Raw genomic sequence first — 24,164 nt, forward strand, 5'->3', positions numbered from 1 at the left:
CAATTGTCACACATACCGGCGCGCCCGGGCCGCACGCCAACCCCGCGAGAGCGCCAGCCGCTATGTCTTGTGCTCTGCGAACGCGCGGGCGACAGGAGTGGTGCGCGATCTGGTGAGCTGCATGACGGCGTTCCGCGTGGCTTGGGCCTGCTCCGCCGCCTGTGGCCACGTCAACTTTCCTTTGGCAACATCGCGGCGAAGGTCGTCCGACATCAACTTTATCTCGCGCGCGTAAATTCGGCGGGCGGTGGAATCAATTTCCAGGTGCATCCCTGCGCTGGCTGCGGTTGCCTCCAGTGATTCTATCGCGTTCTCGAATGCTTCTTCGTCGGACGGCTGCATGCTGGGCTCCTGTCAAAGGTGTCTGACGAGGGTACTGCATTGCAGGCAGAGGGCATTTGAAGCAGCGCAAGATGTTTGACGGGACCAAACAAAAAAGCCCACGAACGTAAATTCGTGGGCTTCCTTGATTATTCTTGGTAGGCCGTGCGGGATTCGAACCTGCGACCAACGGATTAAAAGTCCGCTGCTCTACCAGCTGAGCTAACGACCCAAAGGTATGAAACCTTGGCTTCTTTCGAGTGGTAGGCCGTGCGGGATTCGAACCTGCGACCAACGGATTAAAAGTCCGCTGCTCTACCAGCTGAGCTAACGACCCCCGAAAGAAGCAAGATTATAGGGGTGTCCCGCCGTCCTGTCAAATGCTCATGAGCATCAGACTTGCCGCAAAGCGCTTACTTGCCCTTCAGGCGCTCGCGCGCGGTGGCGGCCGATTCGCTGTCCGGGTATTTGCTGATCAGCTCGGTGAGCGTCTTCTTGGCATTGGCTACCGCTTTCAGCTCGGTCTGGCAGCCGGCGATCAGCAGCATGGCTTCCGGCGCGCGCGGGCTGTCCGGGTAGGCTTTCACTACCACTTGCTCCGCCAGGATGGCCGCTTTGCAGTCTTTCTGCGCATAGTGGGTGGTGCCCAGGTAGTACTGGGCGTTGGCGGCGTAGCCCGATTCCGGGTACTGGCGCACGAACTCGGCGAAGGCAACGGCTGCAGTCTTGAAGTCGCCGGACTTAAACAGCAGCATGGCCGCGTCGTAGGCCTTCTGCTCGGCCGGGTCCACGGCGGCGGTCTTGCCGTCGATGGTGACCTGGCGCGGCTCGAGCTTGCGCAGGCGGGCGTCGAGGTCGACGTAGAAATCTTTTTGGCGTTTTTGCGTGTTGGCCAGTTCGTTGGCCAGCACTTCCAGCGAGCCGCGCAGCTTGGCGATTTCGCTCATGGTCTGCTCGTGCTGGTTGTTCATGTCCAGCGCGATGGACTTGTCGGCCTTGCTGTCGACGCGGCCGTTCAGCTCGGCGCGCATGGCTTCCACTTTGGCGCGCAGGTCGAGGATGGCTTTGCGGGCTTCGTCGTCGTCGAACAGGGCGGCGCCGGCGTGCAGCGGCAGGAAGGCGCTGGCGGCCAGCAGGGCGGCGGCAGCGGAACGCAGGCCGGATTTGGTCAGTGTCATCATGTGCAGTGCGCTTTCAAAAGAGAAACGGGGCAGGGCGCAGTATAAACTGCGCGCCGCCCCGTGTGTTGCCATACTGCGACTACGGAATTACTTGTAGACGATGTCGGCACGGCGGTTTTGCGCCCATGCTTCTTCGTTGTGGCCTTCGGCTTTAGGCTTTTCCTTGCCCAGCGATACGGCTTCGATCTGGCTCTCTGGCACGCCCAGGGCGGTCATGGCTTTACGGACGGCTTCAGCGCGCTTCTGGCCCAGGGCCAGGTTGTATTCTGCGCCGCCGCGTTCGTCGGTGTTACCTTGGATCAGGATCGAACGCTTGGCGTTCTTGGTCAGGTAGCCGGAGTGGTTCTGCACCACTGGCTTGCCGTCTTCGCGCACGACGTAGCTGTCGAAGTCGAAGTACACGGAGCGCTGGGCCAGCACGCCTTTAGGATCGTCCAGTGGATCGATCGAAGCGGTGCTTACCGGTGCCACTGGGCGGGTTGGCTCAGGGGTAGGCTGGGCTGCCACTGGCTTTTCCACCACTGGTGCTGGTTCTGCCACTTTTACTGGGGTCGAGCAAGCCGACAGCAGCGCTGCGGTGCTGAGGATGAAGGCTACGCTTTTAACGTTACGCATTTTTAGTTCTCCTGGTCGTTGATGAAAGGACTGCTTTTACTTCATGAAAGGACCCCAGGTGGGCTCCTTGATATTACCCGCTTGAATCGTCAAGCGTTGCTTTACGCGGCCGTCGACCGACACCACAGCCAGCGATTTGCGGCCGCCCGATACGGTCGCGTACAGCAAGTACTTGCCGTTCGGAGCGAAGCTGGGCGACTCGTCGCTGGTGGTGTCGGACAGGCGTTGTTCCTGGCCGGAGGCGAGATCCATCACATAAAGCTGGAAGTTGCCGCCGTCGCGCCGGGAGATGTAAGCCAGCGTGTTTCCGTCCGAGGAAATACGCGGGCTGATGTTGTAGCTGCCGCTGAACGTGACGCGCTTGGCGTCGCCGCCGCTGGCGCTCATGCGGTAGATCTGCGGGCCGCCGCTGCGGTCGCTGGTGAAGTAGATGTACTGGCCGTCGGCCGAGAACTGCGGCTCGGTGTCGATGCCGGAGCTGTTCGAGATGCGGCGGATGCCGCTGCCGTCGGCGTTGGCGATGTACACCTGGGTGTTGCCCGACTTGGACAGGGCCACGGCCACCTTGCTGCCGTCCGGCGACCAGGACGGCGCCGAGTTGCTGCCTTTTTCGTTGGCGATGACGGTGCGCGCGCGCGTGACCAGGTTCTGCACGTAGACCACCGGCTTCTTCTGCTCAAACGACACATAGGCCACCTTGTTGCCGTCCGGCGACCAGGATGGCGAAATGATGGGCTCGTTCGAGATCAGCGCCGGCTGTTCGTTCTCGCCGTCCGAGTCGGCGACCACCAGGCGGTACTGGCGGCCCTGTTGGGCCACGTAGGCCACGCGCGTGGCGAAGGCGCCGCGCACGCCGGTCAGCTTTTCAAACACGTCGTCGGCGATCTTGTGGGCCGCCAGGCGGGTTTCGTTGGGGTGCGCGGACTGGTCCAGCTGCGACAGCTTGGTGGCCTTGATGGTGTCGAACAGCTTGTAGCGCACGTCGAAGGCGCCGTTGGCCAGCTTGCTCACGGTGCCGACCACGATGGCGTTGGCGCCGCGCGATTTCCACTGGTTGTAGTCGACGTCGTTGACGTTGCTGACCGTGCCGGCGTCGATGATCTTGAACATGCCGCTGCGTTCCAGGTCGGCCTTGATGATGGCCGAGGCCTGGCTCGGGGCCAGGTTTTCGTCGGCGAAGGTGGCCACGGCCACCGGGATCTGGTTGCTGCCGACGCCGGAAATTTCCACCTTCAGCTGCGCGTAGGCGTTCAGGCTGGCCAGCAGGCTGGCGGCGACAAGTGCATTGGTCACGCTAGTCAGTTTTTTCATATTGGTTCTCAAGGCAAATCTTTCATGTTGAATCCCGCGGTAATCTCGCGTTCCACCGAGCCGTCTTTCTTCTTCGGCAAAGGCGACGACTTGGCGATGGCTGCTTCCACCGCCAGGTCGTAGGCGGGAATACCGCTACTCTTGATCTTCCGGACCGAAATAATTTCCCCAGTTGGCAGTTGCTCGATCTTGAACTCGGCGCGCGGGTTGCCGGCGACGTCGCTGCCGCCATACGCGATGTTGCTCTTGATCTTGGCGGTAATGGCGGCCACGTAACCGCTGTCCAGGCGCGGCGCGGTCGCTTTCGCGGCCGTGCCGGTGGTGCCTGCGCCAGCGGTGCCCATGATGCGCGCCAGAGTCGCTTCGCGCTGTTTATCCAGCTTCTTCTGCTCTGCTTCCGCTTTGGCCTTGGCCGCTTTTTCAGCGGCTTTTTTCTCTTCCTTGGCCTTGTCTTCCTTGGCCTTCTCTTCCTCGGCCTGCTTCTTCTCTTCGAGCTTCTTCTTCTCGTCGAGTTTTTTCTTCTCGTCGAGCTTCTTCTGCTCTTCAATCTTCTTCTGCTTCTCTTCCTCGACGCGTTCCTTCTCGGCCTTTTCCTTGGCCTTGCGCTTTTGCAGCGCGATGTCCGGATCCACGGCCGGCGGCGGCGCCTCCACTGGTGGCGCTACCACTTTGGGGGGCGGCGCCGGTATCGGTTCGGGCTCCGGTTCGGGCTCCGGCTTCACTTCCGGCGGCGTCGGCGCGGGCGGGGCGGCGGTCTGGGTGGTCATGTCCCACACTTCCGCTTCCACCGCCACCGGCTCGGTGTTCTGCCACGCCACGCCCACCCACAGGAAGAACAGCAGGCCCGCGTGCATGGCCGCAGCCAGGCCGATCGAGCTCCAGCGGTCGTCGCGTTTCGGCACCCGGTACGGGCCGCCTGCGGTTGCGTGTTTCATCGTCATGCTTACTTCGTGGCCAGGCCAACCCGGTTGATGCCCATTTTCTTCGATTCGGAGATCAGCTGGATCACATCGTCGTACTTGCTTTCCTTGTCGCCGGAGATCATTACCGGATACTCGGGGTGTGCTTCATGCAGCTTGCGCAGCTTGCGCACCAGCGCGTCGCGGTTCGGCTCGGTTTCCGGCGCGTCCGCGTTCTTGCCCTGCACGCCGATCGACAGCGCGCCGTTGGGTTTGATGATGATCTGGATGTAATCGTCCGGCGGGCGGGTGGAGCGCTCGGCTTGCGGCAGGTCCACCTGCGACGGGTTGTTGGACGACGGCATCACCATGAAAATAATGAGCAGCACCAGCATCACGTCGATGTAGGGCACGACGTTGATTTCGGACTTCAGCTTGCGGCTGCCACGGCTGCCGCGCATGCCGCTGGAGAAGGAAGATGCCATGGTTGTCCTCCCCGCTTAGCGCGATTGGCGCTGCAGGATGTTGGAGAATTCTTCCACAAAGCTCTCGAAACGGATAGCCAGGCGGTCGATATCGTGCGAGAAGCGGTTGTAGGCGACCACGGCGGGGATCGCGGCGAACAGGCCGATGGCGGTGGCGATCAGCGCTTCGGCAATGCCGGGCGCGACGGCGGCCAGGGTGGCTTGCTGCACGTTGGCCAGGCCGCGGAAGGCGTTCATGATGCCCCACACGGTGCCCAGCAGGCCGATGTACGGCGACACCGAGCCGACCGAGGCCAGGAAGGCCAGGTGCGACTCGAGCGCGTCCATTTCGCGCTGGAAGGCGGCGCGCATGGCGCGGCGCGCGCCGTCCAGCACGGCGCCGGAGTCCATTTCGCGGCTGCCGGCGTGCGCGGCCTTGCCCTTGATGAATTCGCCCATGCCCGCTTCGAAGATGCGCGCCAGCGCGCCGCTCTGGTCGCGGTTGCTGCCGGCGCTCTGGTGCAGCGCGTGCAGGTTGCCGCCGGCCCAGAAGGTTTTTTCAAAGTCGATGGTCTGGCGGCGCGCGGCGCGCACGGCGAACATCTTGCGGAAAATATAAGTCCAGCTGGTGAGCGAAATACCGAGCAGCAGCGCCATGATCAGCTGAACGATCAGGTGCGCGTTGGAGATGAGGGCGATGAAGGAGAGGTCTTGGGTGACGTTCATTGTTTCAGTCTGAGTTTGGGGATGACTCGGCGCCGCGCATGCGTGCCGCTACCACATCGGGAACCGCGCGCGGACGCAGCGCGGAATCGACGCAACCAACTTTTACGCGCGCCGTGTTGAGCAATTGATCGCCGTTCCAGGCCTGCTGCACGAACTGCAGCGAGGCGCGGCCCAGCTTTTCGATACTTAAGGTTAATTTTAATACATCGTCCAGCTTGGCTGGCGCGTGATACTCGGCAGCGACGTTCTTCACGACGAACATGGCGTCGTGCTCCTGCAGCAGGGCGTGCTGGTCAACGCCGATCGCGCGCAGCCATTCGGTCCGCGCGCGTTCGAAAAATTTGAGATAATTTGCGTAATAGACAATGCCACCGGCATCGGTGTCTTCGTAATAGACACGGACATTCCAGGTAAAGGCTGAAGGCATGTTGTTCTGACTACTAATGAGATTGGGCAATATTCTACGCGATTTCGCCGGCCAGTTTGAGCATCTTGTAACACTCGCTTACGTTTTTCCGGCGAAAACGCCAATTTTAGCCGCGTTTGATGGTGAAAGGGGAGAAACCCTGACAAGTCGGCATCAGTTCGATCTGGTTCACGTTCATGTGCGGCGGCAGGGTGGCGATCCAGTAGGCGGTGTTGGCGATGTCCTGCGGCGACAGCGGCACCGTGCCTTCGTAGACTTTGGCGGCGGCAGCGTCGTCGCCCTTCAGGCGCACGTTGGAGAATTCGGTGCCGCCGCACAGGCCGGGCGCCAGGTTGGTGGCGCGCACGCCGGTGCCCACCAGGTCGGCGCGCAGGTTCAGCGTGAACTGTTCCACGAAGGCCTTGGTGGCGCCGTACACGTTGCCGCCCGGGTAAGGATAGGCGCCGGCCGTGGAGCCGATGTTGATGATGGTGCCGCTGCCGCGCGCCACCATGGCCGGCAGGATGGCATGGGTCATGGTCACCAGGCCCTTGCAGTTGGTGTCGATCATGGTTTCCCAGTCGTCCAGCGACGCTTCGTGGGCGGGCTTGACGCCCAGCGCCAGGCCGGCATTGTTGACCAGCACGTCGATCTCGCGCCATTCGGGCGGCAGGCTGTCGAGCGCGGCGCGGATGGCGGCCTTGTCGGTCACATCCAGTTGCAGCGGCAGGACCTTGTCGCCCAGTTCGGCGGCCAGCGCCTGCAGGCGCTCGGTGCGGCGCGCGGCGATGACGGCTTTGTGGCCGTTGGCGGTGAATACGCGGGCCATGGCGGCGCCGAAGCCGGCGCTGGCGCCGGTGATGAAAACGATCATATTGGTTCCTTGCAAGATGGCATAGTGGAAATTAGGGCAAGTGTAGCGTAATTGCCTGAGTTGATAGTACAATCTGGCTTCCATTACGTCTCACGTGACTGGCGAAAAGCCGGGTCTGCGCTTGCGCGATCTGTCGGCGAAAGGTGGGCATCCACCGGGGAACGTGAGATTTCAATTCAACAGCCGTTCGCCTGGGCAGCCACCGATGGAAAGCACGAAGAGGCTGCTCCTCGCTTATTGGCGTTCCTCATTCGATCCACCTGCCAGATTTACTCTCTCACTTGGAGTTTTTTCATGTTTGCAAAAGATCACACCCTGTCCTCCGTCGATCCAGACCTGTTCGCCGCGATCCAGAAGGAAAACACCCGCCAGCACGACCATATCGAGCTGATCGCTTCGGAGAACTACACTTCGCCGGCGGTCATGGAAGCCCAGGGCTCCCAGCTGACCAACAAGTACGCCGAAGGCTACCCGGGCAAGCGCTACTACGGCGGCTGCGAATACGTGGACGTGGTGGAGCAACTGGCGATCGACCGCGTGAAGCAGCTGTTCGGCGCGGAAGCGGCCAACGTGCAGCCGAACTCGGGCTCGCAAGCCAACCAGGGCGTGTTCTTCGCCGTGCTGAAACCGGGCGACACCATCATGGGCATGTCGCTGGCCGAAGGCGGCCACCTGACCCACGGCATGGCGCTGAACATGTCCGGCAAGTGGTTCAACGTGGTGTCCTACGGCCTGACCGCTGAAGAAGACATCGACTACGACGCGATGGAAGCGCTGGCCAAGGAACACAAGCCGAAGCTGATCATCGCCGGCGCATCGGCGTTCTCCAAGAAGATCGACTTCGAGCGCTTTGCCGCCGTGGCGAAATCCGTGGGCGCCTACTTCATGGTGGACATGGCCCACTACGCCGGCCTGATCGCCGCCGGCCTGTACCCTAACCCGGTGCCGCACGCCGACTTCGTCACCTCGACCACGCACAAATCGCTGCGCGGCCCGCGCGGCGGCATCATCCTGATGAAGGCCGAGCACGAGAAGATCATCAACTCGGCCATCTTCCCAGGCATCCAGGGCGGCCCGCTGATGCACGTCATCGCCGGCAAGGCCGTGGCCTTCCAGGAAGCGCTGCAGCCGGCGTTCAAGGAATACCAGCAGCAAGTGGTGAAGAACGCCGACGTGCTGGCCAAGACGCTGATCAAGCGCGGCCTGCGCATCGTGTCGGGCGGCACCGAGTCGCACGTGTTCCTGGTGGACCTGCGCGCCAAGAACCTGACCGGCAAGGAAGCCGAGGCCATCCTGGGCCAGGCGCACATCACCTGCAACAAGAACGGCATCCCGAACGACCCGCAAAAACCGTTCGTGACCTCGGGCATCCGCCTGGGTTCGCCGGCCATGACCACCCGCGGTTTCAAGGAAGCCGAAGCCGAGCAAGTGGGCAACCTGATCGCCGACGTGCTGGACAATCCGCACGACGCGGCCACCATCGAGCGCGTAAAAGCGGCGGTGAAGGTGCTGGCTGACGCGCATCCGGTTTACGCTTAAACATTGTCTTGGTAACATCAGGGGCGCCGTGACCGTGTCGGTCCGGCGCTCTTTTAACATTCGAAAGCGCCGCGCCAGATGAAATGTCCGTTCTGTCAGCATGAAGAAATCCACGTCCTCGACACCCGCGTGTCGGAGGAGGGGGACGCAATCCGCCGCCGCCGCCGCTGCGGCAAGTGCGACAAGCGCTTCACGACCTACGAGCGGATCGAACTTGTGATGCCCTTCGTGGTCAAAAAGAACGGCAGCCGCACGGAGTACGCTGCGGCCAAGTTGCGCGGCTCCTTGACGCTGGCCTTGCGCAAGCGCCCCGTCGCGGCTGCCTCGGTGGACCTTGCGGTGCAGGCGATTGAAGAGAAGCTGCTCACCAGCGGCAAGCGCGAAGTCGATTCGCACTACATCGGCGAGCTGGTGATGCAGGAGCTGAAGCGGCTGGACAAGGTGGCCTACATCCGCTTCGCGTCGGTCTACAAGAACTTCGAGGACCTGGCCGAGTTCCAGGACGCCATCGAAGAAGTGGGGCAGTCGCCGAAGTCCTAGCGCCGGCTTAGTGGCGCGGGAAAATCTGGTCCAGCCTGCGGACGTCGATGACGGCCTTGGCCCAATCCTGCAACTGCGCCGGGCCGGCATTGGCGACCATTGCTGCGATGTCGTCCGGCAGCGGCCCGAAACGCTGGGTTAGCTGCAGGGCGAGCAGTGTTGCCTGGCCTTGCTGCACGCCCTGTTGCACGCCCTGTTGCATGCCCTGTTGCATACCCTGCAGCAGCCCTTCCTGCAGGCCCTGTTGCATGCCCTGCTGCAGCCCTTCCTGCCGTCCGTCCCGCATCGCTTTTTCCTTTGCCTGGGCAAGCTCGCGCTGCATTTCGATTCTGGCGCCGCGTGGAATATAGTTTTCCATGGTTGGCCTCCCCTGAAGTTCAACGGTGTCCTGCCAAAACTGGTTCTCCAGCACCGTTGGCAGGCGCATGATCCAGTCTATGACATGAAATAAGTTTACGATACGTTGCCGCTCCCAGTCACGCGCCAGGAGCAACCGTGTCAGCTTCCATTTTGCGGCCAGGCGAAGTGCGGGTTGGAGGTGGGTCTGCTGGGTGAGCAAGTGCGCTGCGGTCAGCAAGGCAAAGGGATTGTCATCCATCAGCAGCCCATCGATGCAGTCCGCGTAGTCTTGCAGCTTGGCGGTACGAAACCGTAGCAGCAATTCGCACCCGAACAGCTCATAGCCGAATGACTCAGGGCGCCACCGCTGCACCGTGTCCGCCAGCACCACCAGGCTGGCCACTTCGCGGCGATAGTGATCATAGATGCGGTACTGGTAAACGAAGATGCGTTCGGGCAGTTCTCGATCGCAGTCGGCTTGCACTTCGATGTGCAGCAATACCCACCGTTCCTGGCCATCCAGTGTGTACACCCGGACCAACTGGTCCGCCAGCCTTTTGCCGAGCGCGCCGTCCAGCGCCAGTTGCTGAAGTTCAGTATCGAGAAATTCAGGCGCCCGGCGCCAGTCGATGGCGCCATGCATATCGGGAAAGTAAAAGGCAATGAAATCGGAAAAAAACTGGACCAGGGCGCTTTTCCAGGGAGCGTCGTAACTCTCGTTCGGCGGAGGCGGAAAGTTGGCTGGCATCGCTCCAGTTTAGTAGCCCTGGCCCGGGCCGCTTCGATCTGGCGCAAGGGACAGTCGGAAATTCCGCCTTGCACGTTTCACTCTGGACTGCAATGACGAGCGGCAACAGACGGCAATTTTTCAAGGCAGAGTTACCTCGGCTTTGATGCACGTCAAACCGGCCGCCGCGTGCGCTGCTAACTTGCATTCAGGTTGTCCCTCAGTCGGCTTGTGCGGAGGTGGCGAATGGCGTCGCAGCGGCGGGTGCGCGGATTTGCGCTGATCGAAGTGCTGGTGGCGGTGGTCGTGCTGGCCATCGGCGTGCTGGGCGCCAGCGCCATGCAACTGGTGGCAATGCGCGTGCGCTATGAATCGCAATTGCTGAGCAACGCCGCGCAGATGGCGTCGGCCATGGCCGACCGTATTCGGGCCAACCCCGGCCAGATCGGGACGGCCTACCTGGCGCTGGACTATGACGCGCACACTGAGCCCGTCCCGGCCGCACCGGGCCGCCAATGCTGGGCCGCCGCGTGCGACAGTGCAGCCATGGCCGACGCCGATATCTACGACCTGAAGCGGCAAGTGGCCGCGCAACTGCCGGCCGGGCGGGCGCGCATTTGCCGTGACGCCGGAATGTGGGCCAGCGGCCAGCTGCGCTGGTCCTGCGCGGGCGGCCCGGGTGCGGCGGTTGTCATCAAGATAGGCTGGCGCGGCAAGAATCCCGATGGCACGCCCGCCACGGACGCCGAGGGCGGCTATGCGCCCGGCGTCGCGTTGGCGATGGCGGGAGTTGTGCCATGAGCTGCGGCGCGAGTGCCGTTGCGGGCAGTGGCGGAAAGCCTGCCACGAGCGGCGCTGCCGTTGGATGCCGGCATGGCGGGCGGATGAAACCAGGCCGCTGCGGACACGCCATGCGGGGACTGGGGCTGGTCGAGATGTTCGTGGCGCTGCTGGTGGGCATGCTGGTCACGCTGGTGGCCAGCGCGCTGGTGGTCAACGCCAGCGCCAACTATGTCCACCACACGGAAAGCGCCCGCCTGAACGACAGCGGCCGCTACGCGCTGGCCATCGTTGGCCAGGCAGTACGGCAAGCCGCATTCGTGAACTGGGACGCCGCCGGCGTGCCGCCCGCCACATTGCCCGAAACCAGCGCCAACATCAGCGGGCTGGACGCGGCCAGCATTACGCGCACGGCCAACGGAATCGACGAACCGCTCGGGCACTCCGTCAACGGCAGCGACGTGCTGGCCCTGCGTTACGCCGGCTCCGGCATCCCCGACGCCGACGGCTCCATGCTGAACTGCGCCGGCTTCGGCATCGCCGCCGCCGGCACTGAGGTGCAGCGCGGCTGGAGCATTTTCTACGTCGCCATGGGCGGAGACGGCGTGGCCGAGCTGCGCTGCAAATACAAGAGCGCCCACAGCTGGGGCGCGGACGCCATCGTGCGCGGTGTCGATTCCTTTCAAGTCCTGTATGGCTTGGACACGGACACGCCCGCCGACGGCATCCCCAACCGCTATCTCAACGCCGATGCCGTCCGCGCGCTGGATGGCGAACTGGTGCTGGAGGGCGCCACCGCCGCAGCCAGGGCGCAGGACCTGAACCGCAAGACCTGGTGGAAGCGCGTCGCCAGCATCAAAGTGGGATTGCTGCTCCATGGCGAAGCCTACTCGCGTCCCGGCGCGGAACCTGCGCAATACGAGCTGCTGGGGAGCGCCTATGCCAATAGCGCAGCCGGCAGCGACCGGGGCGTGCGCATTGACGAGAGCTTGCTGCCCGAAGGCCAGCGGCAGCGCGTGCGGCGCGCATTCGAAACATTCATCGCGCTGCGCAATCCAGGAGGTACGTGATGGCAGTCTTCCGGCAAATGAGCGGCGATGCCATGCTCGCCGAGCAGGGCATCGCCTTGCTGGTGACGCTGCTGATGCTGATTGCCGTGCTGCTGCTTGGCGCATCGGCTGCGCGCATGGCCATGCTGGGCGAGAAAGCGGCGCGCGCGGAGCGGGACCGGTACGTGGCCTTGCAGGCGGCGGAGGATGCGCTGGCCGATGCGGGAAAAGAGATCAATGGCAGCGCCGCCAGCGCGCCGGCCCGCACCGCGCTGCTGGCCGCCGGCAATGGCCTGGGCTTTGTCGCGGGCTGCGGCATGGGCGCCGACAATCCCTCGCTTGGCCTGTGCGCCCACGCGGGCGGCGAGGCGCCCGTATGGGAAACCGTGGACATCGGCGACGACGGCGCCGCCTCGCGCTCGGTGCCGTTCGGGCGCTTCACCGGAGCCGCGATGGAGACTGGCCAGGGCTTTCTGCCATTCCGGCGGCCACGCTACATCATCGAGCGCGTGCCTTACCATCCGCCCGGCGAAGACGCCGCCAGCCTGCATTACTTTTACCGCGTTACCGCCATCGGATTCGGCGCCCGGGAATCGACCGAAGTCGTGCTGCAAGGCAGTTTCCGGCAGGCCGATGGGGGAGGGGCGCCATGAGGGCGGCGCGCATGCCGAAGCGGCTGGGCTGGCACTGCGCGGTCTTGGCAATCGCCGCAGCCGCAGCCGCTGCCGCCGCTGCGGCAGCACCGCCGCTGGTGGAACTGGCCACCGAGCCGCTGGGCGCGGATTGTGTGCCTCGCCCGGACAGTTTCCGCGCCGCAGCCGTCGTGGCATCCACCCCTTCCGGCATGGCCGTGTTCCAGGCCAGCGCGCGGCCGGCCGGCTGGAGCGGCCGGTTCACCCGGTCTGCGCTCAGCCTGGATGCATCCGGCGCGCCGCAGATCACGCCCCCGCAGTGGGATGCCGCCGCTTTGCTGGATGCCTTGCCCGACGCCGCCGGTTCGCGCCGCATCTACACGTCCAAACTGGAGCAGGGCGTCCGCGTAACGGTGCCGCTGGCATGGGACCAGTTGTCCGCAGCCCAGCGCGCCGCGCTGAACCGGGCGCCGCCTCCGGCGCGTCCCGTGTCCGACGGCAGGGGCGAGCAACGCCTGGCCTGGCTGCGCGGCGACCGCAGTCAGGAGGATGGCCTGTTCCGCCGCCGTACCAGCATCCTCGGCGACGCCGTGAACAGCACCCCGGTCTACGCCGGTCCGCCATCCGCCGGCGGAGCCAGCGGAAGCGGCAGCGACAGCTACCGTGCCCACTACGACAGCCACAGGGTGCGCCGTCCGGCGGTTTACCTCGGCGCCAATGACGGCATGCTGCACGCGTTCGACGCGGCCAGCGGGGCCGAGTTGTTCGCCTATGTACCGGACGCCTTGTTTCCCCGGCTGAACCGGTTGCCGGACCGCGGCTACGGGCATGCCGCCTATGTCGACGGCCCGGCCAGCGTGGCCGATGCACAGTTGGCCGGCGCATGGAGGACCGTGCTGGTGTCGGCCATGGGCGCCGGCGCGCAGGGCGTATTCGCGCTGGACGTCACAGACCCGTCCAGCTTCCCGCTGGGCGGCGGCGCGCTGTGGGAGTTCACCGACCGGGATGACGCTGCGATGGGCAACGTCGCTTCGCTGCCGCAGATCGCCCGGCTGCGACTGCGCAGCGGCGCGGACGACTACCGCTATTTCGCCGTGGTGAGCAGCGGCATCAACAACCACGCCGCCGACGGCAACGCCGATACGGGCAATGCGAGCGCCTTGTTCCTGCTGGCGCTCGACAAGCCTGCAGGGGAATCCTGGCGCTTGAACCGCAATTACTATCGCTTGCAAACGCCGGTCGGAGCACCGGGCCGCGTCAACGTGCTGGGCGCGCCGGCACTGGTGCTGGACAGCGGCGGCGCCTTGCGTTTTGCCTACGCCGGCGATCTGCAGGGCAAGCTGTGGCGCTTCGATTTCAGCGGCGGTGCGCCGTGGCGCGGCGCGGCCGAAGGGCCGGTCTTCGTGGCGCGCGACGCCCAGCGCGTGCTGCAGCCGATCACCGGGCAGCCACGCGCCGTCCATGCGCCCGGCGGCGGTTACCTGATCATGTTCGGGACGGGCCAGCTGTTCGGCGCGAGCGACCGAGACCCCGCCTACTACGCCCAGCAATCGTTTTACGCGGTGCTGGACGACGGCCGGGGCGCCGGCTGGCCGTTGGGCAGGGCGGATCTCGCCGAACGCACGCTGCAAGGCCTGCCCGGCGCCGCCGTGCTCGAACTGCGCGGCCGCGCCTTCACCTACGGCGGCGCAGCCGGCAAGCAAGGCTGGTATGTCGATTTCGGCGGCACCGCCGGCGGGGAGCGCAGCGTCAGCCGCGCCGTGGCGTCGCAAGGGCAGGTCTTCTTCAACACGGTCATCCCCGGCGCCAGCGCCTGCGCAGCCATCGCCAGCCGCAGCTACGCGATGGATATCCTGACCGGGCTGGCGCCGGGCAGCGACGGCTTGCCCATGTCCGGCGAGGCCAGCGGCAGCCTGGTTGCCGACTATCTGCCTGGCCCGCCGGCCGTGATCGTGTCGGATGCAGCGCCGCCCGCGCGCCAGGCCGGCGGGCGTCCGGTTGCCCAAAAGCGCATCACGGCCGTCAACCTGGGCGCCCGGGTGGAGGGCGCGCCATCGTCCGCGCGCACGCGGGCCGTGGTCACCGCCGGCCGCGTCGGTTGGCGCGAAGTGGCGAACTGGCGCGAGCTGCATCGGGCCGCACGGGCGCGGGAGAGCAGGCCATGAGTACGCGCCGCAGCCGGGGCTGGACTATTCTGGAAGTGCTTATCGTGCTGGTGATCGCCATGGTGCTGGCGGCGTTCTCCTATCCGTCCTACAGCCAGTTCGTCATGCGCAGCAAGCGCGTGGAAGGGCAGGCGGCCTTGCAAGTGCTGATGCAGCAACAGGAGCGCCACTTCAGCGCCCACAACCGCTACATCGCATTCTCATCCGGCTCCACCGAACCGGCCGGGCGGCAGTTCAAATGGTGGTCCGGGACCAGCGCGGCCGGCAGCGCTTACGAGATCGAGGCAAAAGCCTGCAGCGATGAGACCATCGAAAACTGCGTGCAGCTGATTGCCACGCCGGGCACCAGCCGGGTGGACGCGCGCTACAAGGACGACGAATGCGGAAAACTGATCCTGACCAGCGCCGGCCAGCGCCTGGCGACGGGCCAGGGCGCGCGCTGCTGGCACTGAGACCGCCGCGCCCCCGAACCTTGGCCGCGCATACGCTGGTAGAAATGCTGGTGGCCCTGGCGGTAGCCGGCATCCTGGCAGGCGCCGCCGTCCCCAGCCTGCAAGCCGTGCTGCAAAAGCAGCAATTGCGGGCCGCCCTGAACGACCTGCTGGGCGCCATCGACCTGACCCGCTCCCTCGCCATCGCGCGCGGCAGCGTGGTGCTGATGGCGCCTGCCGACCCCGCCGGTGCGGCATGGCAGCACGGCTGGACCATCTTCGCCGACCTTAACGCCAACCGCCGCCCGGACCCCGGCGAGGAGCGCATCGCCGTCCAGCAGCCATTGGAGGGAGGCGTGCGCCTCGCTTCGCGCTTCACCTCCGGCACGGGCGCCCAGTATCTTGCATATAATGGCGCTGGGCGCAGCTGCCAGGCCGGCAACAGCCAGGCGGCGCGCTGGGGCACGCTGACGCTGGAAGCCGGCGAGCACAAACGCCTCATCAAGATCAACATGCTGGGCCGGGTAAGGGTGTGCGATCCCGTCGCGCAACCGGACATCTGCACCAGCGCTGACTAAGCTGGCAAACTGAGCGAACCAACGACGTGGACATCAACAACGACACCGAAGGCATGAAGCTGGCCCTGGAATGGGCCGCCAAGGGGCTGTACACCACCTCGCCCAACCCGCGCATCGGCTGCGTCATTGTGCGCGACGGCCGCGTGATCGGCGCCGGCGTCACCCAGCCCGCCGGGCAGGACCACGCTGAAATCCAGGCCATGAAGGACGCGCAGGCGCGCGGCCACGACGTGCGCGGCGCCACCGCCTACGTCACGCTGGAGCCGTGCAATCACCACGGCCGCACGCCGCCCTGCTCGGACGCGCTGGTGCGCGCGGGCTTGGGCCGCGTGGTGGCGGCAATGGAGGACCCGAACCCGCTGGTGGCCGGGCAGGGCCTGGCCAAGCTGGCGGCGGCCGGCATCGAAGTCTCCAGCGGCTTGCTGGCGCACCAGGCGTATGAGCTGAACATCGGCTTCTTCTCGCGCATGACGCGCGGCCTGCCTTGGGTGCGCATGAAGACCGCCGCCAGCCTGGATGGCATGACGGCGCTGCACAATGGCCAAAGCCAGTGGATCACAGGACCCGAGGCGCGCGCTGACGGCCACGCCTGGCGCGCCCGCGCCTGCGCCATCCTGACCGGCATCGGCACCGTCAAGGCGGACGATCCGCAACTGAATGTGCGCTCGGTGGACACGCCGCGCCAGCCGCGCCGTATCGTGGTGGACAGCCGCCTGGACATCAGTCCGTCCGCGCGCGTGCTGGAAGGCGGCGGCACCTGGGTGGTTGCCGCCGTCAGCGACACCGGGAAGGAAGCCGCCCTGCGCGCCGTGGGCGCCGAGATCATCACGCTGCCCAACCCGCACGGCAAGGTGGACCTGGCGGAGCTGATGCGCGAGCTGGGACGCCGCCAGATCAACGAGCTGCACGTGGAAGCGGGCGGCAAGTTGAACGGCTCCCTGATACGCGAAGGCTGCGTGGACGAGCTGCTGGTATACCTGGCGCCCATGCTGCTGGGCGACGCCCAGGGCATGTTCGCCTTGCCCGCGCTGACGGAGCTGAGCGGGCGCAAGAGCCTGAAATTCCACGAGGTTCAGCAGATCGGCGCAGATTTGCGTATCCTTGCCAGATTCACTTCACAATGAGATAGCACCATGTTTACTGGAATTGTTGCCGCAGTCGGCAAAATCACTTCGGTCCAGCCGCTGGAGGGCGGCCATGACGCAGGCGTGCGCCTGGAAATCGACGCCGGCGGCCTGCCGCTGGCCGACGTCGCCCTGGGCGACTCGATCGCCCTGAACGGCGCCTGCATGACCGTCATTGAAAAGACCGACCGCACGTTCAAGGTCGATGTTTCGCGCGAAAGCCTGAATTGCACCGTGGGGCTGGACGGCACCTCCGAAGTCAACCTGGAAAAAGCGCTGACCCTGGCCGAGCGCCTGGGCGGCCACCTGGTGTCCGGCCACGTGGACGGCCTGGGCGTGGTGCGCAAGTTCGAGCCGGTTGGCGAATCGTGGGAGCTGGTGATCGAAGCCCCGCGCGACTTGGCCAAATTCCTGGCGTTCAAGGGTTCGGTGGTGGTCAACGGCGTGTCGCTGACCGTCAACCGCGTGAACGACATCGGCAGCGGCGACGACATGGTGTGCCAGTTCTCCATCAACCTGATCCCGCACACCATTTCCGTCACCACGCTTAAGCACCTGACTGTGGGCGGCAAGGTCAATCTTGAGATCGACCTGATCGCCCGCTACGTCGAACGCATGCTGTCGGCCGGTAAGTAAGTGAATAAGTAAGTCAGAGCAAGGTCGCGTCCAGCGTGATGTTGGCGTTCAGCAGTTTCGATACCGGGCAGCCGGCCTTGGCCTTGGCGGTCAGTTCGTCAAAGGTGGCTTTGTCCGCGCCCGGGATCTTGGCCTGCAAGGTCAGGTGCACGGCGGTGATGGAGAAGCCGTCGGCCACCTTGTCGAGCGTGACTTCGGCCTTGGTCTCCATTTTTTCCGCCGTCAGCCCGGCTTCGCCCAGGATCAGCGACAGCGCCATCGTGAAGCAGCCCGCGTGCGCGGCGCCGATCAGTTCCTCCGGGTTGGTGCCCGGCTTGCCCTCGAAGCGGCTGGCGAAGCCGTAAGGGTAGTCTTTCATGGCGCCGCTTTGGGTGCTGATGGCGCCCTTGCCGTCCTTGATGCCGCCCGACCAGACGGCCGATCCGTGAGTCTTCATAGTGCCTCCTCATTGTGGGTTACGGGAGTCACCATCCTATGCCGAACAGAGAATGCGCGCCGCTCACTTAAGGGAGAGCCGGGCAGTCATCCGATAGTTGCTCAAGGTGAATCAATGGGGAGATGCCCCGGACGGCGGGGCCGCCCGGGGCATACCGATGCGGATGTCATTTGCCGTAGCGGGCAGGCGGCACGCCGCCCACTTCCAGCTGCACGCTGAACAGCGAGCCGGCCAGCGGTTCTGCGGCGCGCCGGGCGTCGCCCATGCCTTCCCAAGCGGTGGTGATGTACAGCGTCTTCAGGTCCGGGCCGCCGAACACGCAGGACGCCGGCTGCGACACCGGCATCGCGATGGTGGCCAGCAGTTCGCCGTCCGCGCTGTAGCGGCACACGCGGCCGCCGCCCCATTGGGCGATCCACACGCAGCCTTCGGTGTCCACGGTCATGCCGTCCGGCGAACCCTCGCCCTGGCCGAACTGGCGCCACAGGCGGGCCGGGCCCAGGCTGCCGTCCGCCGCCACGTCGTAGGCGTAGGTGCGGTTCAGCAGGCTGTCGCTGTGGTACATCACGCTGCCGTCCAGGCTGAAGGCCGGGCCGTTGCAGATGTGGACGCCGTCCTGCGCCACCGTCAGCTCGCCGCCTGGCGCCAGGCGGAACAGCTGGCCGTCCGGGCTGTGCACGTCGGCCGAGTTCATGCTGCCGAACCACAGGCGGCCTTGCGGGTCGGCCTTGGCGTCGTTCAGGCGCACGCCGGCCTTGCCTTCGGCGGGGCGCGCCACGTATTCAAAGCGCAGCTCGGGCTCCAGCCACAGGCGTACCACGCCGTCGCGCAGGCCGGCCATGAAGCCGTCGCCGTCGCGGCGCGGCACGATCCAGCAAATGAAGGTCGGCAGGGTCCAGGCATGCCGGGTGCCGTCGGCGTCCAGCGCGTGCAGCGTGCTGCCCTTCAGGTTGACGAAATACAGGCGCTGCTGCTCGGGCAGCCACAGCGGGCCTTCGCCCAGTTCGGCGCCCAGCTGCCAGGTCAGGCGGGGCGCGAGGTCGGTTGTTTGTGCAGTCACGGTAGCGATTCGATGAGTGATGGTCACATTACCTTACCCGAAAAGCGGGGTCCTGTGTAGCGCTACCATCGGTATAAATTCAGGGCTTACGGAGGGAATCGAGGCGGAGTTCCAGATTAGTTTCTCCAAATCCTTTAAAATAGAGGGTTAAAGAAACCTGAACCGAAGGATTTGAAATGTCTATCTCCAGCACCGAAGAAATCGTCGCCGAGTTGCGCGCTGGCCGCATGGTGATCCTGGTCGACGAGGAAGACCGGGAAAACGAGGGCGACCTGGTGCTCGCGGCGGACTTCGTCACGCCGGAAGCGATCAATTTCATGATCAAGCATGCGCGCGGCCTGGTTTGCCTGACCCTGACCGAAGAACGCTGCAAGCAGCTCGACCTGTCCATGATGACGGCCCGCAACGGCACCTCCTTCGGCACCAACTTCACGGTGTCGATCGAAGCGGCCGAAGGCGTCACCACCGGCATTTCGGCGGCCGACCGCGCCAAGACCATCCAGGTGGCCGTGGCCAAGAACGCGGTGCCGATGGATATCGTGCAGCCGGGCCACATCTTCCCGCTGAAGGCGCAAAAGGGCGGCGTGCTGATGCGCGCCGGCCATACAGAGGCGGGCTGCGACCTGACCGCCATGGCGGGCCTGACCCCGGCTTCGGTGATCTGCGAGATCGTCAAGGACGACGGCACCATGGCGCGCCTGCCGGACCTGCTGGAATTCGCCCAGGAGCACGGCCTGAAGATCGGCACGATCGCCGACCTGATCCACTACCGCAGCCAGAACGAATGCATCGTGCAGCGCGTGGCCGAGCGTCCGCTGAAGACCGCCTACGGCGACTTCCGCATGATTGCCTTCCGCGACACGCCGACCGGCTCGGCCCACCTGGCGCTGGTGCATGGCGACATGGCGGCCGGCAAGGAATCGCTGGTGCGCGTGCACCAGCCGGTGTCCATCCTGGACTTGCTGGAATCGGAAGCGACCACCCACTCGTGGAACATCTCGTCCTCGATGCAGGCGGTGAAAGCGGCCGAGCAGGGCGTGATCGTGCTGCTGAACTGCGAAGAGACAGCCGAACAGCTGTTCAGCCAGTTCGACGCGCTGGGCAAGGACGCCAAACCGCAGGGCCGCGCCGCCAGCATGGGCTTGCGCGACTACGGCATCGGCGCGCAAATCCTGCGCGCGGTTGGCGTGCGCCAGATGAAGCTGTTGGCCAGCCCGCGTAAAATGCCTTCCATGGCAGGTTTCGACCTCGAAGTCACGGGCTACGTTGCCAAGCCGGCCGCGTAATCCCGTTCAACCCACATTCATATATATACAGAAAAGAGGCGCACCATGACCGTAGGAAGCTACGAAACCAATCTGTCCGGCGAAGGTCTGCGCGTCGGTATCGTCCAAGCGCGTTTCAACGAAGACGTGTGCCACGGCCTGCTGTCGGCCTGCCTGGCCGAACTGAAGCACCTCGGCGTGGCCGATGAAGACGTGCTGCACGTGACCGTTCCCGGCGCGCTGGAGATCCCGTTCGTGCTGCAAAAGCTGGCCGAATCGCAGCAGTTCGACGCGCTGATCGCGCTGGGCGCCATCATCCGCGGCGAAACCTACCACTTCGAACTGGTGTCGAATGAATCGGGCGCCGGCATTACCCGCATCGGCCTGGACTTCGGCATCCCGATCGCCAACGCCGTGCTGACCACCGAGAACGACGAGCAAGCCGAAGTGCGCATGGCCGTCAAAGGCGCGGACGCCGCCCGCGTGGCCGTGGAAATGGCCAACCTGTCGATCGCGCTGGAAGAACTGCAGCAAGACGGCAGCGACGACGAAGAATAATCAGTACTTAAGCAGCATCAAACAAGAATAGGCAGGAAATCATGACCGACAACTCTACGCACGCCAACCCGAGCAAGAACCGCACGCCGCGTCACCGCGCGCGCGAGTTCGCGCTGCAGGGCCTGTACCAGTGGCTGCTCAACAATGAAGACGCGAAAACCGTCGTCAACCACATCCGCGCCGCGCACGGCTTCGACAAGGCCGACGCCGAGCACTTCACCAACCTGCTGTACGGCGCCATCAAGGAGTCCGAAGCACTGCGCGCCACCTTCGCGCCGCTGGTGGACCGTGGCGTGGCCGAACTGTCGCCGGTGGAACACGCCGTGCTGCTGATCGGCGCGTACGAACTGAAGAACAACCTGGAAATCCCGTACCGCGTCGTCATCAACGAAGCGGTCGAGCTGACCAAGTCCTTCGGCGGCATCGACGGCCATAAGTACGTGAACGGCGTGCTGGACAAGCTGGCCGGCAAGATCCGCCCGGAAGAAGTCGAGAACGACAAGAAGCGCTGATGCTTGTGGACGTAAAAAAAGCCGCTTGAAGCGGCTTTTTTTACGTCCGAAGGAAAGGAGAGGGAAGCTTACAGGCCGGCCAGTTGGGCATCGGGCAGCTTGGCTGCGGCGGTAACCGGTGCGGTGTTGGCGGCCACGGCCGTTTCAACCTGCTTGGCGGGCGCTGGGGCGGCCGCCATCACCGGCGTGGAGGTGGGTACCTTCTTGCCTGCGGAAACCTGCTTCAGGCGCTTGTATTCGGCCAGCACGCGCGAGCCGTAGCCGTCGTCGGTCTCGAAGGCGGCGGCGCCCACGTAGGTTTTCAGGCCGGCTTCCACGGAACCGCCACGGGTCACGTAATCTTTCAGGATCAGCGAACCGACGCGGATGTTGGCCACCGGGTTCAGCGCCGCCTGCACGCCGCCCATGTCCTGGAACTTCTCATGGTGGATCTTGGACATCACCTGCATCAGGCCCTGCGCTCCCATCGGGCTCTCGGCGAACGGGTTCAGGCCCGATTCGATCGCCATCACGGCAAGGATCAGCAGCGGGTCCAGCTTGATTTCCCGCGCCGTCAGATAGGCGGTGGACACCAGCATATTGGTGGCGTCGCCGGCCACGCGGTAGCGCTTGGACAGCCAGGAGGTGACCCATTCCTGCTGCTTGCGGGTGCCCATGATGGCTTTTTCCTCGGCCGTCAGCGGGGCGTCGGACGCGGCTGCGGTGGCGATGCCGCCGGCAGGGGCTTCCATCAGTTCGTGCAGCGGCGGCGCCGTGACGGTGGCGACGGCGGCGGGTTCCGGCAGCAGGCTTTTGCTCAGGGCCTGCGCCAGGTCGGGGCGGGCAAACAGTACGGCGATCATGACCAGGGCGCTGACGCCGAAAACGGTCAAAGTGTGTTGCGCGGTGGTCAGCACGCTGCGCGCGGTGACGCGCGAACCGGCCAGGTCAGCTGCGGCACGCGCCAGCTGACGGGTAGCGGTTGCTACCGAGGTGAAACGATTAGTCATTCAGAACTCCCCTGAAATGTCCGTAACGAGCGCATCCCTGCCGCGTGCAATGAATGCATACGCGGTCGTATCGATGTGCCAATGCCGTGCATCAGAAATATCATTCGTTCGAAGCCGCCGTGGGCGCGCGCCGAACGCCATCATTGCTTGCCTGAGCTGTTACTACCTGGAGCGTATGCTGGAGGCGTATATGTAAACAGTCGCAATACAACTTTTTTCGGGGGTAAGGCAGACGCCTTTTGAAAACACTCCTTAAAATGTCATGTGGAGCCCCGACTCCGTGAATGAATGAGCGACAGTCTTTAGCGGTGATAAAGTTGGCTAAGTGACCATGTCCTCTTCAAGTAGGCAAATTGTAGAAGCCGTTTTATATCACGTCAATACTAACACGACCGTTCTTTATAACTTATGAATCTAGCTTTTTGCCTTGCAAACCAGCAAAAACCAATAAAATCAACCACTTGACCGAAAAACCTCGTCCAGCCCGTCCGAAGCGAAAAAAAAGTAAAAAAGTATGAAATATTCCGATTTGCGTGATTTTATTGCTCAGCTGCAAAAAATGGGCGAGCTTAAGCCTGTTTTGGCAGCAGTTTCCCCCCATTTGGAGATGACCGAGGTCTGCGACCGCGTTTTGCGGGCCGGCGGACCGGCCCTGCTGTTCCAGAATCCCACCGGCCACAGCATGCCCGTGCTGGGCAATCTGTTCGGCACGCAGCGCCGCGTGGCGCTCGGCATGGGCGCCCACGACACCAGCGAACTGCGCAAGATCGGCCATGTGCTGGCGCGCCTGAAAGAGCCGGAGCCGCCCAAGGGCTTCAAGGACCTGATGGACATGGGCTCGCTGGTGAAAGCCGTGTGGGACATGTCGCCGAAGGAGATGAAGGGCGCGCCGTGCCAGGACATCGTCTGGGAAGGCAACGACGTCGACCTGTCGCGCCTGCCGATCCAGCACTGCTGGCCGGGCGACGTGGCGCCGCTGATCACCTGGGGCCTGGTGATCACCAAGGGGCCGAACAAGAAGCGCCAGAACCTGGGCATCTACCGCCAGCAGGTGCTGGGCCGGAACAAGGTCATCATGCGCTGGCTGGCGCACCGGGGCGGCGCGCTGGACTTCCGCGAGCACGCCATCCAGAGCAAGGGCCAGCCGTACCCGATCGCGGTGGCGCTGGGCGCCGACCCGGCCACCATCCTGGGCGCGGTGACGCCGGTGCCGGACACCTTGTCCGAATACCAGTTCGCCGGCCTGCTGCGCGGCAGCCGCACCGAGCTGGTCAAGGCCATCGGCAGCGAACTGCGCGTGCCGGCTTCGGCCGAGATCGTGCTGGAAGGGCATATCTACCCGGATGCGAACCATCCGAGCGGCTACGAGCACGCGCTGGAGGGGCCGTATGGCGACCACACCGGTTACTATAATGAGCAGGATTCCTTCCCCGTGTTCACCATCGACCGCATCACCATGCGGCGCGACCCCATCTACCACTCCACTTATACGGGCAAGCCGCCGGACGAGCCGGCCATGCTGGGCCTGGCGCTGAATGAAGTGTTCGTGCCCTTGCTGCAAAAGCAGTTCAGCGAGATCACCGACTTCCACCTGCCGGCCGAAGGCTGCAGCTACCGCATGGCGGTGGTGCAGATCCGCAAGCAGTACGCCGGCCACGCCAAGCGCGTGATGTTCGGCGTGTGGAGTTTCCTGCGCCAGTTCATGTATACCAAGTTCATCGTGGTGGTGGACGAGGACGTCAATATCCGCGACTGGAACGAGGTGATCTGGGCCATCACCACCCGCGTCGACCCCACCCGCGACACCACGCTGGTGGACCACACGCCGATCGACTACCTGGATTTCGCCTCCCCGGTGAGCGGCCTGGGCAGCAAGATGGGCATCGACGCCACCAACAAGTGGCCGGGCGAAACTACGCGCGAGTGGGGCACCACCATCGTCATGGCGCCCGAAGTGAAAAGCCGCGTGGACCAGATCTGGCAGGAGCTGGGACTGTAGTTGGGACC

Annotated in this window: 27 protein-coding genes, 2 tRNA genes and 1 riboswitch; of the genes, 14 read left to right on the plus strand and 15 right to left on the minus strand. The window is 64.5% G+C overall.

Annotation, left to right across the window (positions count from 1 at the left end; genetic code table 11):
- Positions 1–60 precede the first annotated feature (60 nt).
- The 11 genes from AC56DV_RS08910 to AC56DV_RS08960 form a co-directional block, all read right to left on the minus strand.
- Positions 61–342, minus strand: a complete 282-nt coding sequence (locus AC56DV_RS08910; RefSeq protein ID WP_496313949.1) for a hypothetical protein — start codon at positions 340–342, stop codon at positions 61–63.
- A 135-nt stretch (positions 343–477) separates the two neighbouring features.
- Positions 478–553 (minus strand) — tRNA-Lys (locus AC56DV_RS08915).
- 29 nt (positions 554–582) lie between these two features.
- Positions 583–658 (minus strand) — tRNA-Lys (locus AC56DV_RS08920).
- Positions 659–734: 76 nt separating this feature from the next.
- A complete protein-coding gene (gene ybgF, locus AC56DV_RS08925) occupies positions 735–1,502 on the minus strand; it encodes a tol-pal system protein YbgF (protein WP_496313950.1) in 768 nt (255 codons plus the stop codon).
- Positions 1,503–1,589: 87 nt separating this feature from the next.
- A complete protein-coding gene (gene pal, locus AC56DV_RS08930) occupies positions 1,590–2,117 on the minus strand; it encodes a peptidoglycan-associated lipoprotein Pal (protein ID WP_496313951.1) in 528 nt (175 codons plus the stop codon).
- 36 nt (positions 2,118–2,153) lie between these two features.
- Positions 2,154–3,428 (minus strand): Tol-Pal system beta propeller repeat protein TolB, encoded by a 1,275-nt coding sequence (gene tolB, locus AC56DV_RS08935; protein WP_496313952.1) that lies wholly within the window; start codon positions 3,426–3,428, stop codon positions 2,154–2,156.
- Positions 3,429–3,436: 8 nt separating this feature from the next.
- A complete protein-coding gene (gene tolA / locus AC56DV_RS08940) occupies positions 3,437–4,369 on the minus strand; it encodes a cell envelope integrity protein TolA (protein ID WP_496313953.1) in 933 nt (310 codons plus the stop codon).
- Positions 4,370–4,371: 2 nt separating this feature from the next.
- A complete protein-coding gene (locus AC56DV_RS08945; protein WP_057157769.1) occupies positions 4,372–4,812 on the minus strand; it encodes an ExbD/TolR family protein in 441 nt (146 codons plus the stop codon).
- Positions 4,813–4,827: 15 nt separating this feature from the next.
- The gene (gene tolQ / locus AC56DV_RS08950) at positions 4,828–5,517 is read right to left on the minus strand and encodes a protein TolQ (RefSeq protein WP_496313954.1); all 690 of its coding nucleotides are present in this window, start codon (positions 5,515–5,517) and stop codon (positions 4,828–4,830) included.
- A 4-nt stretch (positions 5,518–5,521) separates the two neighbouring features.
- Positions 5,522–5,944, minus strand: coding sequence for a tol-pal system-associated acyl-CoA thioesterase (gene ybgC, locus AC56DV_RS08955; RefSeq protein ID WP_056397459.1), 423 nt, complete (start codon positions 5,942–5,944; stop codon positions 5,522–5,524).
- A gap of 106 nt (positions 5,945–6,050) precedes the next feature.
- A complete protein-coding gene (locus AC56DV_RS08960; RefSeq protein ID WP_496313955.1) occupies positions 6,051–6,797 on the minus strand; it encodes an SDR family oxidoreductase in 747 nt (248 codons plus the stop codon).
- Positions 6,798–6,881: 84 nt separating this feature from the next.
- Positions 6,882–7,001, plus strand: a riboswitch (ZMP/ZTP riboswitch).
- 90 nt (positions 7,002–7,091) lie between these two features.
- Between AC56DV_RS08960 and glyA the strand changes: the two genes are divergently transcribed.
- Positions 7,092–8,336 (plus strand): serine hydroxymethyltransferase, encoded by a 1,245-nt coding sequence (gene glyA, locus AC56DV_RS08965; RefSeq protein WP_496313956.1) that lies wholly within the window; start codon positions 7,092–7,094, stop codon positions 8,334–8,336.
- Between the two features lie 78 nt (positions 8,337–8,414).
- Positions 8,415–8,876, plus strand: a complete 462-nt coding sequence (gene nrdR, locus AC56DV_RS08970; RefSeq protein WP_057157773.1) for a transcriptional regulator NrdR — start codon at positions 8,415–8,417, stop codon at positions 8,874–8,876.
- 7 nt (positions 8,877–8,883) lie between these two features.
- Here nrdR and AC56DV_RS08975 read toward each other — a convergent pair whose 3' ends face one another.
- Entirely contained in the window at positions 8,884–9,963 is a 1,080-nt protein-coding gene (locus AC56DV_RS08975) for an RpnC/YadD family protein (RefSeq protein ID WP_496313957.1), read from the minus strand.
- A gap of 225 nt (positions 9,964–10,188) precedes the next feature.
- Between AC56DV_RS08975 and pilV the strand changes: the two genes are divergently transcribed.
- The 8 genes from pilV (at position 10,189) to AC56DV_RS09015 (ending at position 17,337) form a co-directional block, all read left to right on the plus strand.
- Complete coding sequence (gene pilV / locus AC56DV_RS08980) at positions 10,189–10,743, plus strand: type IV pilus modification protein PilV (RefSeq protein ID WP_496313958.1); 555 nt, start codon at positions 10,189–10,191, stop codon at positions 10,741–10,743.
- 110 nt (positions 10,744–10,853) lie between these two features.
- Positions 10,854–11,792, plus strand: coding sequence for a PilW family protein (locus AC56DV_RS08985; RefSeq protein WP_496313959.1), 939 nt, complete (start codon positions 10,854–10,856; stop codon positions 11,790–11,792).
- Positions 11,792–12,424: a pilus assembly PilX family protein gene (locus AC56DV_RS08990; protein ID WP_496313960.1), complete on the plus strand. Its 633-nt coding sequence runs from the start codon at positions 11,792–11,794 to the stop codon at positions 12,422–12,424. Before AC56DV_RS08985 ends, AC56DV_RS08990 begins: the two co-directional genes overlap by 1 nt.
- A gap of 11 nt (positions 12,425–12,435) precedes the next feature.
- Positions 12,436–14,568: a pilus assembly protein gene (locus tag AC56DV_RS08995; RefSeq protein ID WP_496313961.1), complete on the plus strand. Its 2,133-nt coding sequence runs from the start codon at positions 12,436–12,438 to the stop codon at positions 14,566–14,568.
- On the plus strand, positions 14,565–15,020 hold the full coding sequence (locus tag AC56DV_RS09000; protein ID WP_496313962.1) for a type IV pilin protein: 456 nt from the start codon (positions 14,565–14,567) through the stop codon (positions 15,018–15,020). Before AC56DV_RS08995 ends, AC56DV_RS09000 begins: the two co-directional genes overlap by 4 nt.
- A 20-nt stretch (positions 15,021–15,040) precedes the next feature.
- Positions 15,041–15,577 (plus strand): GspH/FimT family pseudopilin, encoded by a 537-nt coding sequence (locus AC56DV_RS09005; protein WP_496313963.1) that lies wholly within the window; start codon positions 15,041–15,043, stop codon positions 15,575–15,577.
- Between the two features lie 26 nt (positions 15,578–15,603).
- Complete coding sequence (gene ribD / locus AC56DV_RS09010) at positions 15,604–16,701, plus strand: bifunctional diaminohydroxyphosphoribosylaminopyrimidine deaminase/5-amino-6-(5-phosphoribosylamino)uracil reductase RibD (protein ID WP_496313964.1); 1,098 nt, start codon at positions 15,604–15,606, stop codon at positions 16,699–16,701.
- Positions 16,702–16,710: 9 nt separating this feature from the next.
- A complete protein-coding gene (locus tag AC56DV_RS09015; RefSeq protein WP_496313965.1) occupies positions 16,711–17,337 on the plus strand; it encodes a riboflavin synthase in 627 nt (208 codons plus the stop codon).
- Between the two features lie 13 nt (positions 17,338–17,350).
- Here AC56DV_RS09015 and AC56DV_RS09020 read toward each other — a convergent pair whose 3' ends face one another.
- Together AC56DV_RS09020 and AC56DV_RS09025 are read right to left on the minus strand one after the other, a co-directional pair.
- A complete protein-coding gene (locus AC56DV_RS09020) occupies positions 17,351–17,773 on the minus strand; it encodes an OsmC family protein (RefSeq protein WP_496313966.1) in 423 nt (140 codons plus the stop codon).
- A gap of 166 nt (positions 17,774–17,939) precedes the next feature.
- Positions 17,940–18,833 carry an SMP-30/gluconolactonase/LRE family protein gene (locus AC56DV_RS09025; protein WP_496313967.1) on the minus strand — a complete coding sequence of 298 codons (894 nt, stop codon included), beginning with the start codon at positions 18,831–18,833 and terminating at the stop codon, positions 17,940–17,942.
- Between the two features lie 176 nt (positions 18,834–19,009).
- Between AC56DV_RS09025 and ribBA the strand changes: the two genes are divergently transcribed.
- From ribBA to nusB, 3 genes are read left to right on the plus strand one after another with little or no spacing between them, the layout of a single operon-like run.
- The gene (ribBA, locus tag AC56DV_RS09030; RefSeq protein WP_496313968.1) at positions 19,010–20,119 is read left to right on the plus strand and encodes a bifunctional 3,4-dihydroxy-2-butanone-4-phosphate synthase/GTP cyclohydrolase II; all 1,110 of its coding nucleotides are present in this window, start codon (positions 19,010–19,012) and stop codon (positions 20,117–20,119) included.
- A gap of 45 nt (positions 20,120–20,164) precedes the next feature.
- Positions 20,165–20,656 carry a 6,7-dimethyl-8-ribityllumazine synthase gene (gene ribH / locus AC56DV_RS09035; protein WP_496313969.1) on the plus strand — a complete coding sequence of 164 codons (492 nt, stop codon included), beginning with the start codon at positions 20,165–20,167 and terminating at the stop codon, positions 20,654–20,656.
- A 41-nt stretch (positions 20,657–20,697) separates the two neighbouring features.
- Positions 20,698–21,168: a transcription antitermination factor NusB gene (gene nusB / locus AC56DV_RS09040; RefSeq protein ID WP_057157791.1), complete on the plus strand. Its 471-nt coding sequence runs from the start codon at positions 20,698–20,700 to the stop codon at positions 21,166–21,168.
- 68 nt (positions 21,169–21,236) lie between these two features.
- Here the strand turns inward: nusB and AC56DV_RS09045 are convergent, their stop codons facing one another.
- Complete coding sequence (locus AC56DV_RS09045; RefSeq protein WP_496313970.1) at positions 21,237–22,157, minus strand: transglycosylase SLT domain-containing protein; 921 nt, start codon at positions 22,155–22,157, stop codon at positions 21,237–21,239.
- 514 nt (positions 22,158–22,671) lie between these two features.
- On the opposite strand from AC56DV_RS09045, the gene ubiD reads away from it, so the two are divergent.
- The gene (ubiD, locus tag AC56DV_RS09050) at positions 22,672–24,156 is read left to right on the plus strand and encodes a 4-hydroxy-3-polyprenylbenzoate decarboxylase (protein ID WP_496313971.1); all 1,485 of its coding nucleotides are present in this window, start codon (positions 22,672–22,674) and stop codon (positions 24,154–24,156) included.
- Positions 24,157–24,164: the final 8 nt, after the last annotated feature.

The organism is Massilia sp. BGA-UO-ETr-WB1 (genome assembly GCF_059567845.1).